The organism is Funiculus sociatus GB2-C1 (genome assembly GCF_039962115.1).
Classification (GTDB): domain Bacteria; phylum Cyanobacteriota; class Cyanobacteriia; order Cyanobacteriales; family FACHB-T130; genus Funiculus; species Funiculus sociatus.
Genome location: NZ_JAMPKJ010000021.1, coordinates 1 through 13,379, shown reverse-complemented (window position 1 = coordinate 13,379; position 13,379 = coordinate 1). Strand labels below are relative to the sequence as shown.

General features: G+C 46.2%; 13 protein-coding genes. 3 read left to right on the top strand and 10 right to left on the bottom strand.

Annotated features, from left to right (window positions below; genetic code table 11):
• Positions 1-16: 16 nt before the first annotated feature.
• The 7 genes from psaI to psbO all read right to left on the bottom strand — a co-directional run bounded on the left by psaI (position 17) and on the right by psbO (position 7,843).
• Complete coding sequence (psaI, locus tag NDI42_RS12055; RefSeq protein ID WP_190427178.1) at positions 17-133, bottom strand: photosystem I reaction center subunit VIII; 117 nt, start codon at positions 131-133, stop codon at positions 17-19.
• A gap of 95 nt (positions 134-228) precedes the next feature.
• Positions 229-2,895 (bottom strand): hypothetical protein, encoded by a 2,667-nt coding sequence (locus NDI42_RS12050; protein WP_190452009.1) that lies wholly within the window; start codon positions 2,893-2,895, stop codon positions 229-231.
• Positions 2,896-2,958: 63 nt separating this feature from the next.
• Entirely contained in the window at positions 2,959-4,254 is a 1,296-nt protein-coding gene (hisS, locus tag NDI42_RS12045; RefSeq protein ID WP_190452005.1) for a histidine--tRNA ligase, read from the bottom strand.
• Between the two features lie 69 nt (positions 4,255-4,323).
• Complete coding sequence (locus NDI42_RS12040; RefSeq protein ID WP_190452004.1) at positions 4,324-4,587, bottom strand: hypothetical protein; 264 nt, start codon at positions 4,585-4,587, stop codon at positions 4,324-4,326.
• A 28-nt stretch (positions 4,588-4,615) separates the two neighbouring features.
• The gene (locus NDI42_RS12035; RefSeq protein WP_190452002.1) at positions 4,616-5,524 is read right to left on the bottom strand and encodes a hypothetical protein; all 909 of its coding nucleotides are present in this window, start codon (positions 5,522-5,524) and stop codon (positions 4,616-4,618) included.
• Positions 5,525-5,800: 276 nt separating this feature from the next.
• Complete coding sequence (locus NDI42_RS12030) at positions 5,801-6,577, bottom strand: RNA polymerase sigma factor SigF (RefSeq protein WP_190451999.1); 777 nt, start codon at positions 6,575-6,577, stop codon at positions 5,801-5,803.
• A 426-nt stretch (positions 6,578-7,003) separates the two neighbouring features.
• A complete protein-coding gene (psbO, locus tag NDI42_RS12025; protein ID WP_190451997.1) occupies positions 7,004-7,843 on the bottom strand; it encodes a photosystem II manganese-stabilizing polypeptide in 840 nt (279 codons plus the stop codon).
• Between the two features lie 312 nt (positions 7,844-8,155).
• Between psbO and NDI42_RS12020 the strand changes: the two genes are divergently transcribed.
• From NDI42_RS12020 to NDI42_RS12010, 3 genes are all read left to right on the top strand, one after another.
• Entirely contained in the window at positions 8,156-8,536 is a 381-nt protein-coding gene (locus NDI42_RS12020; RefSeq protein WP_242017511.1) for a hypothetical protein, read from the top strand.
• 107 nt (positions 8,537-8,643) lie between these two features.
• The gene (locus tag NDI42_RS12015) at positions 8,644-10,089 is read left to right on the top strand and encodes a phosphoglucomutase/phosphomannomutase family protein (protein WP_190451996.1); all 1,446 of its coding nucleotides are present in this window, start codon (positions 8,644-8,646) and stop codon (positions 10,087-10,089) included.
• A 160-nt stretch (positions 10,090-10,249) separates the two neighbouring features.
• Positions 10,250-10,450 (top strand): hypothetical protein, encoded by a 201-nt coding sequence (locus NDI42_RS12010; protein ID WP_190440882.1) that lies wholly within the window; start codon positions 10,250-10,252, stop codon positions 10,448-10,450.
• Positions 10,451-10,582: 132 nt separating this feature from the next.
• Here NDI42_RS12010 and NDI42_RS12005 read toward each other — a convergent pair whose 3' ends face one another.
• From NDI42_RS12005 to NDI42_RS11995, 3 genes are all read right to left on the bottom strand, one after another.
• The gene (locus NDI42_RS12005) at positions 10,583-11,923 is read right to left on the bottom strand and encodes a serine/threonine-protein kinase (protein WP_190451994.1); all 1,341 of its coding nucleotides are present in this window, start codon (positions 11,921-11,923) and stop codon (positions 10,583-10,585) included.
• Positions 11,924-12,009: 86 nt separating this feature from the next.
• Positions 12,010-12,405 carry a clan AA aspartic protease gene (locus NDI42_RS12000; protein WP_313930739.1) on the bottom strand — a complete coding sequence of 132 codons (396 nt, stop codon included), beginning with the start codon at positions 12,403-12,405 and terminating at the stop codon, positions 12,010-12,012.
• A 158-nt stretch (positions 12,406-12,563) separates the two neighbouring features.
• Positions 12,564-13,379: hypothetical protein (locus NDI42_RS11995; RefSeq protein ID WP_399316011.1), on the bottom strand; the 816-nt coding region annotated here is incomplete at its 5' end.

Genomic DNA, 13,379 nt, shown 5'->3' with positions numbered 1-13,379 from the left:
TTTTAATTTGTAGCTATTAAATCCCAGTTGGGTCTTCATGTTCAATGTAAAGAAAGAGGAAAGCCATTGCTATAGCTGGGAAGACCAAGCCAGTTAGAGGGACCAAAATTGAAGGTAAGAATGAAGCTGCCATCGCTAAATTTCCTATTGTTATGAAACAATTCTTCTAATCGAATCTACAGTGAATTTGGCGCAAAGATCCGAATTATAAAAATTTTTAACAACTAATCAATCCCCAAACTCATCCAGCGACCAGTTGGGCAAGTCAGGGGGAATGACAGTACGGTCAAGTGTCACTTTATGGCTCTCTCTTTGGGTATAAGTATCTACTGTAACCGCTTCAAATCGGATGGACATACTCCCAAACGGCACAGTTAACTGAGTCATTGTTTCCAAGACACCAAAGGCATTGGGCGAAAAATCTACAAGCCAACGAGGACCATCCAGCAGCGATCGCGTTTGTCGATCGTGAACCCACAGCTTGACATAGATGCGGCTCAACTCGGAGTTTAATTTCACGCGGAGCAAGAGCAGTTGCCCTGCAATCAGTTCGCCTTCTGGCAACACCAACTCAGGTGCTGGCACAGGCTCCTCGTCTAGCGCTGATGGCTGCGGTTGGGGATAATGGCTAGGAGGGAAAGGGGATATGCGATCGCTTCTGCCCAGAGGCTCCTCAAAGGGGTCATCGTCCACAACAATCTCTTGATCTGCCCAATTTCCACCGGAATTTCTTGTCGAGAACCCATTGGTAGGATTTTGAGTAATAGTCAGGGGACTTTCTGCCGCCACTTGAGAATTACTGGGCGCGTCGCTGGAAATAGCGGCATCTTCTTCGTCAAATTCTGGTAGCGGGGGTTGTTGATCTAGCAGTTGAGCCAATAACTCCCAATCTGTTGACATACTCTCTGGCGGGGCTTCAGAGTCGGTTTCCGACGACTGTTGTATTGCCGCCGTTTCAGTTCCATCAACCACACCAGTATTTTCACTATCTTCCTGGGCCACGTCTGGTGCAGACAACTCTGATTCTATTAACTCTGGCTCGGTAGCAGGCAACTCTTCCTCAGGTTGTAGCAATTGAGCCAATTCCTCATCGTTTGCCAGGTCGTTTAACCGGGACAAAAAACGGTCTTTCAGCTTCAGGGTAGCAAAGGCGGTGTCTACAGTCGATGTGGGATCGCTATCTTCAGCAGGATTGTCTGATTCTGGAGTGTCAGAAGGTTCTTCGACAGCTACATCCTCATTAGCCGTTGTATCAGCATCTTCGCTGTCATCTTCAGCTGATGGTATCTCTGGACGCTGCCAGCTATCAGCTAAGTTATTCAACAAATTATCAACTAACTGCTCCACCTCTGATGCAGCCTGCTCTTGAGCAGCGTTCTCCACCGTGGGAGGTTCAAGCTCGCTAGAGGAAGAATCGATTATTGCTTCTACCTCTGTAACAGGAGCAGAGCCTGAAATTAGAGGGAGTTTGAGCGTTTTATTAACTGGATTGGCCGGATCGGGGCGATAAATTTTGGGTGGTAGAGATCCCAACGGCGGGGGTGGAGGAGTAACAGATGTTTTGCCCTCGCTATCGGTTGCATCTGTATCAGAAGCGATCGCAGGCAGTTTGGGAGCTTTAAGTGCTGCCTCCTTTGCCGGATTGCTTCGGGTAATTTGCGGAGGTAAAGGCTGATTTGGTAACGGTTCTAGACGTAGGGATTGATTGTCTTTCGGTTGTTGCACCAAATCCAGAAAAGATGAATCTAGAGGTGGTGTCTCTGCCAAAAGAGATCCTAACGGCGGGTGCAATAAATTTTCAGCTTCTCTATCGTTAGCGATCGCGCCCAGTAAATCTTCTAAATCTGCTGTTACAGTAAATGATTGAGTCGCCAAGACTGTCTGCGTTTCGTCTATTAGCGTGACTTCTCCCAAAATTAACCGAGTTTTGCACTCTTCAGGCAGCTCAAGATTACACCTAAAGGCAAAGCTTGACACCTGTTCGGGTAGCGGTTGCTCTACATCTACCAGAATTTTTGAGTTTTGCGGATCGCGCATTTCCACTCTCAGCGTTCCACCCTGGACACAGTTGTGAGAACTGGAAGTGTCCAAAACTTCAACTTCCCCAGAAAAAATAATCGGCTCTCCCCGACGCGCTACAAAATTTTCCTGGTCGAGAATCAGCCTTAGAAACGTTTCAGGAGTTGCCTCTACTTGCGGTTGGGTGATATCTGTTGCAATATCTGGTGAATCAATAGCACTCTGAAACTCAGGCAATTCCTCTCTTGGCAGCTCTGAGTCTAGGGTAAACAACCGCTGCGGTGGCGCAGCAGGTATCGGCTCAAACGCTTGCCAGAGTGGATCGACAACTTCGTGTAAAATTTCGTCTACCATCTGTAGCGAGTGTTCCATAAGGTCGCTGACAGGCATTGACGCCGCCTTCCACCTTTGGGACTCAGCCTCCGTTGGAGGTAGAGACGTTTCCGGCATCTCTGCTGAATGGGGATGAAAAATTTCCGGCGAAATATCTTCTTCCGCTGAATCGCTATCTGTGGAAGTTTCTGCGGCTTGTGGTAAAACCTGAAACTTAATCGTTTGCTGCCAAGTATTGCCCAGGAAATCGGACATGATATCCCCAGAGCAACGCAAATCCCATATCCCCGGCTTAAAGTAGGTAAAGGGAATCACCACCATTAACCCTTGGGCATTGGTGCGACGCGATCGCTTCTGAGAGCGCCGCCTGGGGGGAACTTCCTCGGTGCTGTCATGCGTGATGCGAATTTCCACATCAGTGTTTGGTCGGTTTGAGTGAGCAACCACCCGATACCGACCTTCTAAGATTTCCAAACTTGGCTTCTTTAGAGAGAGCCAAGAGCGATCGCCTTCTTTTTGGATCAGAAATTCCCAGTATTCCATCGGCGGCTAGGAAAAATTTTGAATTTTGAGTTATAAGTTATGAATTAATTTAAAACTCATAATTCATAACTTATAACTCCCTGCGGTATCTAACTGGCGACGCAGTTCGTCTGTTTTAGCCAATAATTCCACTTGAGCGATCGCATTTTGCTCTTTGGTTGCCATCCACTTGAGCTTGACGGTTTGGTTTGCTGCCTCCTCATCCCCTAAAATCAAGCAAGCAACGGCACCGCTCTTATCTGCTCTGGCGAACTGCTTTTTAAACGCACTGCCACTCAAATCTAACTCCACACTAAACCCAATTCTTCGCAGTTGCGTAGCCAGTTTAAGTGCTTGACCCTCTGCTGCTTCCCCCCGTGAAACTACGTAGAAATCCAGCGCCTTTGCTGGTGGCTGTTGCAGCTGTTGTAGCAAAATAATCAAGCGCTCCAAACCCATCGCCCAACCCACAGCAGGCGTACTTGGCCCGCCCAATTCTGCTACTAGCCCATCATAACGACCGCCGCCACAGACAGTTGCCTGCGCTCCTAAGTCGTCAGAGACAATTTCAAAGGCCAGATGAGTATAATAATCCAAACCGCGCACCAGACGCGGATTTAGTTCGTAAGCAATTCCCAAATCAGTCAGCCTTGCTTTTACTTGCTCAAAGTAATCGCGTGACTCTGCACCCAGATAATTTAAAATGCTGGGGGCATCTTTAACAATTGCCTGCGTCCGCTTATCCTTGCTATCCAATATTCGTAAGGGATTGCGATCCAAACGCACCTGCGAGTCTGGATCTAACTCTTCTTTATAGGGAGTCAGATAGTCCACCAATGCTTGTCGATAACGCTGTCGATCCTCTGGGGAACCCACGGAGTTAATGTAGAGGTGCAGATTTTTCAGACCGAGGGTTTGCAGGATGTCGGTAGCGATTGCAATCAACTCCGTATCGGCCCTGGAGTCAGCACTACCTAACACTTCTACGCCCAGTTGGTGAAATTGCCGCTGTCGCCCCGCCTGGGGAGCTTCGTAACGAAACATCGGCCCCATATACCAAAGGCGCTGAATCCCACCTTTTACATCAAGATGGTTTTCAATGTAAGAGCGCACCACACCCGCTGTACCCTCAGGACGTAGAGTGATGGAATAAGGGTTTTCCCCCCGGCTGTTGAAGGTGTACATTTCCTTCCCCACCACGTCTGTAGCTTCGCCAATTCCCCGCTCAAATAGTGCAGTCAGCTCAAAAATCGGAGTACGAATTTCTTGATAAGCGGCTACGTTAAGAATGTCTCGCGCTACCGATTCTACCCATTGCCAATAGCCAACTTCTTCGGGCAGAATGTCCCGCGTTCCCCGTAAAGCTTGAATGATGCCCATGAATTTTTGTTAGCTTTTGCCAGATTGCCAAAAAGCCCCCACCGAATATTACGGTGGAAAGATTTCCTACTAGGGGCTGTAGCGCTGACTATAATACTCTAAAATCCGGTCTACTTGTTGCCGACTAGCTGGATTGGCATCTTGTACATATTGAATCCACAAGCCCCCGACCTGGCTTTGATGGTAGTCAAACTGCTGCGAATTTTGGGGAATCAGATCCGCTTCCACTCCTTCTACCTGCCGCAAATGGGCAGCTAATTCCCGATAAATTGCCAAGGGCAACCTAGGCAAGCTTATTTCAATTCGCAGCGGTTCTCCTCCAGTAGTCTGCACTCTTTAAACTCCCTACAACAAATCGTATCTAGGCTTGAGGAGAACCAGGAGCAGCAGCCGTAGGTGCGCCAGCAGGATTCGCCTCTGGTTTTTCTCCAATTCGTCTGGCAACCTCTCTGCCATATTGCTCTAAAATCACAATCGGACTGCCACCATTATTCACTTCAATCCGCTTAACTAGCACCTGCCCATTAGATAAACGTTGCCCAACTCCTACGTAGCGGCTCGGCTCATTCGGCACTTTTACAATTGCTTGAGGCTCCCTACCTACTTGCACCACTCCTGTAACTTCTACATTTCTCGCCAGAGTTGGTTCTGGTAGAGGTGGCAGTTTTGGCAGCAGGGGAGCAGGGGGCACCGTATTTGTTCTAGCAATAGGAGCTGAATTTGGTGCGGTTCTAGGTGCCTGATTTCTCGGTGTTGTTGTTCTAACCTGGGGGGGACGCGGCGGTGTATACCTTGTGCGGGGAACTGCTCTACCACCGTTGTTTGCTCTTACTCCGGGATTGCGTACTTGGGGCAGAGGCGGCGGCACTGGGATGGAACGCTGCGGTGCTACACCCGGAGCCGGAGAAACTGGAATCGGAGGCGGAGGAACCGAACCAGGCTCTGGAGGCACCACAGTCACTTGCGGGTTCAGGGGAACATTCTCAAAGGGGTCTTGTCTACCTTTAGGAATATTACGCGATCGCACATCCGAGTTTGTGGATGGAATCAAGCCGGGAACTCCCGGAACGTTCGCTGTTCGTGGAGGAACAGTTGGCGTAGGAAACCCTGGGGGTGCCTTTGCTATTGGTGAAGTAGTCGGAACCGCCGCCGGATCAGCCGGCGGAGAAACAACAGGACTAGGAGCTATAGCAGTATCCTCTGCTGGCGCACAGCCAGCCGCTACCAGAGCAAATATCCCGACAAACGCAATCCATGAATGTTGACGCATTTTGCAGTTCCCAAATCCCTTAATAGCATCCGCCACAAGAGATTTTCTGTTCAAATTTCTTTGAGGCGGGTTATACCTTGAATAGATGGATGCGATCGCACCCCTCTATTACAAGTTTAAAATATATAGATGAAAGCGTAGCATTTGTGTTACTTTATTCAATTTTTAGTTTTTTGTCCGTTGCCGGTTGACGAAAAGAAGGTTGGATGGGGGAAGGTTCTCGCACCTTGCCAATGTTTCAATTTAACTCCTCTTCCCTTCCCAAGAACTTCTTGGTTAATTCTCCGGCCCTACCATTAGCTTTTTGAGCGAGTCTAATCCTTTTTTAACACGCCTGGAGACAGTCACCACACTGATGTCTAAGCGTTCTGCGACCTCTTTTTGCGTTAAATCGTGTAAAAAAACGAATTCTAGAATTTCGCGAGTGCGCTTTTCTAGTTGCACCAGAGCCAATTGTAGGCGAATCTGGTCTTCTTGGGCTAACTGAAAACTGCGATATTGGGGGTCTGGTACAAGTTCGCCTAAGCAAGTCGAACCTTCCTCAGCATCTCCCACTGGTAAATCTAAACTTAGCAATTCTCGGTTTTGAAACGCTAACTGGATTTCCTGCCATTCTGAAGCAGAAATTTCCAGCGCCGCTGCCACCTCTGAATGGGTAGGTGGTCGGTTGTATTTCTGTTGAAACTCCCGCGTTACAGAGGCTGCCTGATACCGCAGAGTCTGCCAGCGCCGAGGTAGGCGGAACGAGCAGCCTTTATCTCGTAGATAGTGCTGAATTTCGCCGCGAATGTAGGGGATGGCGAAGGAACTGAAGGCGTGTCCCTTGGACAGGTCAAAGCGTTCAATAGCTCGAATTAATCCTAAACAGCCAACCTGAAGCAAGTCCTCATAGTTCTCAGTACACTGATTAACCCAGTGATGTGCTTCTTTTCTCACCAGTCCAAAATTCAGTTTTACCAGATGATTCCGGACAGCATCTGTACGATTGTGCTGGTACTCTCGTAACAGTTGCAAGCTCTCCAGTTTAATTTCGGGAGTGACGTTGGTATACATAAAGAAGTTCGCTTGGTAGATTGTCCCCAGTAGAGACGCTAATTTTGGTTTTATTCTGCTTTTTAAGTAGATGCTGTGATTTAAAACATAGACGCTGGAGGATCGAGCTATTAAGTAGGCTCCGGGGAACTGCCCTTCAGAAAAGTAAAACTAATCAAGCATTTTTGGTAAATTTTCCTAATTACCTGCTTTTTCAGGCTTGATCATAAGTTTATTCTTTTTGGCCAGTTAATTACAATAGCATTTTCACGGAGAAATGATTTTCTACCGGAAACAAGCACTGTCAGTGTGTAGTTAAAAGCTTTAAATGAGTAACCCTTATAAGTCCTCACTTTTAACTTTTGACTTCTAAGGCATAAAAAAAGGGGCTTCACCAGCCCCTTTTCCCGATCCGCTAAATTAAGCAATCAGTGCTAAGTAGCAGATTTAAGCCTGATCTGGTGCAACCCGCGCATAAAAAATGCCGCGAATTTTAACTTCTTTAACTTCGCCAGCTCCTAGATCAGTATCGGAAGGCTGTTCGCTTTCAAAGGTTCCGGCAATTTCACCGGTGACGTTATCCACCTTGGCGACTTGCAGAGAAATGTTACCCTTCAGGGTGTCTACACGCTTGACATTAGCACGAGTCAGTTCCTGAGAATCGGATTGGGCTGGGAGTCCTACTGCATTATCATAGCCACTCGCTACACCGCGACCTTTGGGATCGAGGAAAGTTGCCCCCCGATAGGAGGGAACGTTAAACTCGCCCTCAAAGTCGGTCGAGGTGTTAATGCTGTCCATTCCGGGCTGACTTTTGGCAACCAGGTTTTTAATTGTGAACAGGAAGGGTACTCGTTCGCCACCAGGCAGCTGAACAGTTGTGGCTTGGAAGTCGAGACCATCCTCTTCAACCAAGCTTAGACGGTTATTTTCATCTACTTTCAGTTCACCTAGCACCTGGTCGATGCTAGATGTATACCGTGTCAACAACTTGCCGGGAACGAATTGGGCGGCTTGCCGTTTGTTGGCAGATTCTTCTTTGACAAAGAAGCTGGTCGGCTGTAAGCACAGGTTAGTAACTTTGTATGTCTGGCTAGGATCGATGGGAATAGAACTGCGAGTCGTTTCAGAGAGTTGAGGGCAGCTATTTGCTAGACCCGTGCCTCGGATCTGGTCGTAGGTGAGTGGAGTTGGAGCGGAAGTCGCGTTGGCTGGACCTTCACTACAAGCAGTTAGTACCCCCAAGCATAATGCCAGGAAGGCAACAATGAAAGCGCGATACCTCATGGTCAACCTCAATATCTAATTTAGGAATCCCTACCAGTAAAATCTGGGGTGGGGTTTAAGTGACAAGGGACAAAAGTGAAATTCTTAATTTTGCTCGGAATCGTTCGGCTTAGAATCTCTAAAGTGAATTTTACAAGGCTTTGTGTTGCCTTTATCCTGAAGCTGCGGGTAAATTATTTCAATCCCTTTATTTCCATCCCTAATAGGGATTTAGACCCATGCCGTGCTTACACACCACACCAATTTACCAATAGGTCGATTGTGCAGCGATCGCTCTAGTTAAGAAAACACTCCGTTAAAGTTGAAAACAGCATGGACAGACAAATCACCCGCATGAACAGTAACAAAGATGTTGAGTCGGGGCTTTTTGGGTCAGAATTGGAAGCGATCGCTATTTCTGTTCGGTCTTTGGCAAAGACTTGTCAGGGAGATACTCTGGCTTTGTTGGCAATGCTTCGCGCGTTAGAGGATTTGCACCGCGAGATTCGGGAAGGTGTATTTCAGACTTCTTTACCGGATAATCGTCAAGCTCTATACAATCTGTTGAAAGATATGGAAGAAGCTGGCGGCTGGCCTTACATTGAGCGCATGAGGCTGCGATCGCTTCTCGAACATCTGTCAGCTTCAAATGGCAATTCCCCAACTGTCAAGCACGAGTCAGGCTCTCAAGAGGACGATGGCGGTAGTCCTTAGTTTTTAAGCGTTGGCTAGGGAGGGTTTCAACTTGACAACTCTTAAGTGACTAATGACTCCACAAATGTTAAGATCCGACCGTTATCATTGCAACACCCCCTGCTTTTATGCCGCTTGCTGTTAATCCGATTAAGTTTGGTACAGATGGCTGGCGAGGTATCATCGCCGCAGATTTCACCTTCGAGCGTTTAACGCTTGTGGCACCGTTGGCGGCACAAGTCCTGGCAGATGTCTATGGTGAGACGACAAGTCAGCGCACGATCATTGTGGGCTACGATCGGCGCTTTATGTCGGAAACTTTTGCTTTTGAGACGGCTCTTGCAGTGCAAGCTGCGGGATTTGATGTGCTGTTGAGCGATAGTTATGCCCCAACACCAGCATTTAGCTGGGCGGCTTATCAACAAAAGGCTCTAGGGGCTTTGGTGATTACGGCAAGTCATAATCCAGGCCCATATTCGGGGTTAAAAGTCAAGGGAGCATTTGGGGGTTCGGTTCCCCCAGAAATTACGCAAAAGATAGAAGCACTGTTGGCTAAGGAATCGTCGCCAGTCCAAGGAAAGCCTGGAAGTTTGGAGAGGTTCGACCCGTGGTCTAATTATTGTGAAGAGCTACGGGCTAAAGTGGATATTGGCTGCATTCAGGATGCGATCGCGCAAAAGAAACTCAGTGTTTTTGCCGATGTGATGCACGGTGCGGCGGCATCCGGACTTGAAAAACTGTTGGCAACGCCAATTCAGGAAATTAATAGTTCTCGCGATCCTTTATTTGGTGGAAGTGCGCCGGAACCTTTACCGCGTTACCTTTCCCAGATGTTCCGGCAGATGCGGACTCACCGCCGCAGCAGTGGTGAGGGGTTGGCAGTAGGATTTGTGTTTGATGGAGATAGCGATCGCATTGCTGCTGTCGATGGGCAAGGAAATTTCCTCAGTTCCCAAATACTCATCCCGATTTTAATTGAACACATGGCATCGCGGCGGGGACTGACGGGCGAAGTGGTAAAAACAGTCAGCGGTTCCGATTTGTTTCCCCGCGTAGCGTCTCTGTACAATCTGCCAGTGTATGAGACACCGATAGGCTATAAGTACATCGCCGACCGGATGTTATCAACTCAGGTGTTAGTAGGCGGCGAAGAGTCTGGAGGCATTGGCTACGGCAATCATATCCCAGAGCGGGATGGGCTGCTGTCAGCACTGTATTTGTTGGAAGCGATCGCCCAGTCGGGGCTAGACTTAAGCGAACTTTACCAACGCTTGCAGGAGAAAACAAGTTTTACCTCAGCTTACGATCGGATTGACTTACCTTTAGCGAGTATGAACGTGCGATCGCGTTTACTCGAACAACTGCAAAAATCGCCTTTAACTGAAATTGCGGGTCAGTCAGTAACAGACTGTCTGACAATTGATGGTTATAAGTTCCGTTTAGCCAATGACAGTTGGTTGATGATTCGCTTCAGCGGTACGGAACCCGTTTTGCGACTGTACTGCGAAGCACCAACTCTCAAGCAGGTTTATCAGACCTTAGACTGGGCGAAAAATTGGGCTAATTCAGTTTGATAGCAACGGTAAAGAAAGCGATCGCTCAAGACGCTGGAAATTTTCACAGATATCCGTACAATTTGTAGAAGGAGAATTTAAGTAGACGTTTTCGCTTTGAAAGTGACAAAGCTTGAATCAGTCTGCCTAGCATCAAAGACCATGAGAGAGAGCAAACACAATGGAAGCTACAGTAAACTGCGCTGAAGCCTGCGTTAACGGCTGCATTTTGGGTGACAAATGCCCCAATAAGGAAAATGCAGCGTCTGCGTCAAACTTCATCAAAGAGACTTCTTTAGATAGAATGCTGGAAATTGCTGACGAAGCGCGCAGAAAAAAAGCTATGCAGCCTCCCCAATGGGTGATTCCTGACTTTCCTTAATAAAAATTTTGGCTTGACAGTTAAAAACAATCTTAGCGAACTAAATTGCATCACATAGCAATCCTGTTTGAGTTGTGATTCCTATTAGGCAGAAACCCTGTTTCTACGCCTTTCGCAACTCAAATAGGACTGCTATAATTGAGCGCCTTTTTCTAACTTATTTAGTTCGTCATTAGCAATTTGGTACCAATCAATTCGGAAACGTGCATCTTCTGGCTTAGTTGTCAAACTGCGTTGCTTTAATTCTGGATACTTCTGATAAAAAATTTCATCAACTTGACGAATAAAAACCGTTTCGGAAATCTTCAAAGCTTGGCGACGCTTAGTTATTTCAGCTACAAAATCCTGCTCTTTTTTACTTAGCGAACCATCGGCAGGTAATGGCGAAGATATTGCTGGAGGAAAGGAGGATAAACGGGATTTTATTAAAGTCCAAGCCCCGACTCCGACTGCCAAAATCAGACTTACACTAATTCCTGTTTTCCAAAATTTTAACCAAGTCAGCTTGTGAATTGGGTTAGGAATGGAAACACTGGGACTTTTACTTTTTTGACTGATAGTTGTTGGAGGAATTTGATAGGCGGGGCTACCTACAACGTTCATAGTAGGAACTTGAGAAAAAAGGGGATTTCCAGACGGGAGGGCTTGGAGAACTTCTCTAGCTGACTGATAGCGATCGCCCGGATAATAAGCTAACATTTTATCCAAAATAATCGCTAACATAGGACTAACCTTCGCCTCTTGTCGCCACCGCCAAGTTGCCTGAAAACTATCGAAAAGTTTCTGGGGTTCTTTGCAAGTTAGCAACACCAAAACTGTAACTGCCAAAGCGTACAAATCGCTACAAGGAAAAGCATTTCCTTGGCGTATTTGTTCCTCTGGTGCGTAACCTTCCTTACCTAACCGAGTAGCGGGCATCTGTCCGCTAAACTGGGAGGCAGCATTTACTGCTACTTGCTTAACGCCACCAAAGTCAATTAAAACTGGCAACTTATCGGAACTCCTCTGAATCAAGTTATCAGGGGATATATCTCGATGCACCACCCCTAGCGAATGGATGTAGTCCAATACTGGTAGAATTTGCCGCAGCAGTTGAACTACTTGGGCCTCGTCAAACGGCTTCCCTGCTTTTAACAAATCGCAGTAGGTTTGCCCCTCTACATACTCTTGCACCAAAAATAGGGATTCCGTACCGCCAAGATTGACTCGGATCAATTCTCGGAAACGAGGAATCTGCGGGTGTTGCAGCTGATAAAGAACCCCAGCTTCCCGCATAAATAACTCTTCAGCTTTTTGTAATTCCTTGCTGCCTTGAACTTGTGGTAAAAATTCTTTAAGTACGCAATGCTCACTGTACCGATTGGTATCTTCTGCAAGATAGGTACGTCCAAAGCCACCTTGCCCCAATTCTCGCACGACACAATAGCGGTTTTCTAGAACTGACCCGACGGGAAGAGGTGCGTCGATAGGCATAGTCAATTTACAGTAAGCAGCATTTTAAGCGTATTTTAACTATACGTGGATGCGATCGCTCTTATCTTACACCTATTAATTAATTGCTATACTCGCAACACTGGATAGTCAGGATGTGCGGGATTTGGAACTAGGCGCTGATTTTTACAATCTACAAGTAAATCTAACGTCTCCAATACAGTCTGACCTATCAACACTTGATTCCCTGTCACCATTGTTGCTTCGATAGTCTGACGACCTTCTATTTCAATGATGACAGGCCCTGTCAGCCCGACTGCTTCCTCTCTACCATCAGCATATTTAGCTACCTGTTGACTCATAATCCTTAAACCAAGGTGCTGCACTATATCCATAGGTAGCACAGTGCGTGTAGCGCCAGTATCTACAAGTGCTTGTGTTTCATACACGCGCAATAAATTTGGGTTAAGCAGTCCGCGATTTACTAACTCTTCATCAATCGCATTTGTTAGCCTTACCTGCACTATCAATTTTTCTGCTCGTTAGCCATTTTTGATGATGCTTGATAATTTGTTGTTGAATACTATCAAAACTTCCGAAACTTCTTCTTAGACAATTTTATTTCTTAATGCAGTATAAAGCGATAGTTAGTTAGTTATAACTGATTGACGGTCGCTAATTTTCAAGGAATGCGTTTACATCTTTGAGGTGGAGGTGTAGCTCCTACCTTGTAACGATAAACACTATTCAAATTAAGCACAACTTTCCCATAGTAAAACTCAACAGAATATCCTTCCATTCCACCACTCTCATCACTAAAACCAGTATTCCTAGCCCTGACTAAGCCAACCTTCAGAAGACCACTTTCATCACCGTTAACAAGCTTATCTTGATGCTCAATTTTATTGTGATTACTTATAGGCTCATCCATTACAGTATATGCCATTCCTTTACCCTTGACGGTACTGCTATTAACTGTACCATCGATACATACATAATAGCCCTCTGTGTAATCAGCTGCGTAGAAGTTGCCAATGACTCGATTCCCTATTTTATGAAACCGAAAACAAAAACCTAATTCATCTTCATCAGAAGTATTACTCTGGCTACAAAGCAGATAATTGCCATTTGACAGATTAGCAACTGAAGACTTTAATTCCTCAGGCTTACTTACCTGTACAGACTCTATTTTTGGCTTAGGAGTAAGAGCGCTAATTGAACTTTCTGAATTATTTCTCGAATTAATATTATCAGGTTTATTTGAAGGCAAAAAAATAAAGGGGTCAATAATTTTAAAACCTGCTAAACTATAGAAAATTATTGCACTGCCTGCAAACAATGCAAATAATCTATATTTAGCTTTTGTAATCTTATCAAATAATGATGGCTCTTCAGTACTTAGTATGCTAAATACATAGCGGAACAATAAAAAGAGAGATAACTTTATTGTATGTAATAGGGAGTAAAGCCCGATGGTGATTGACACATAGGGCGCATT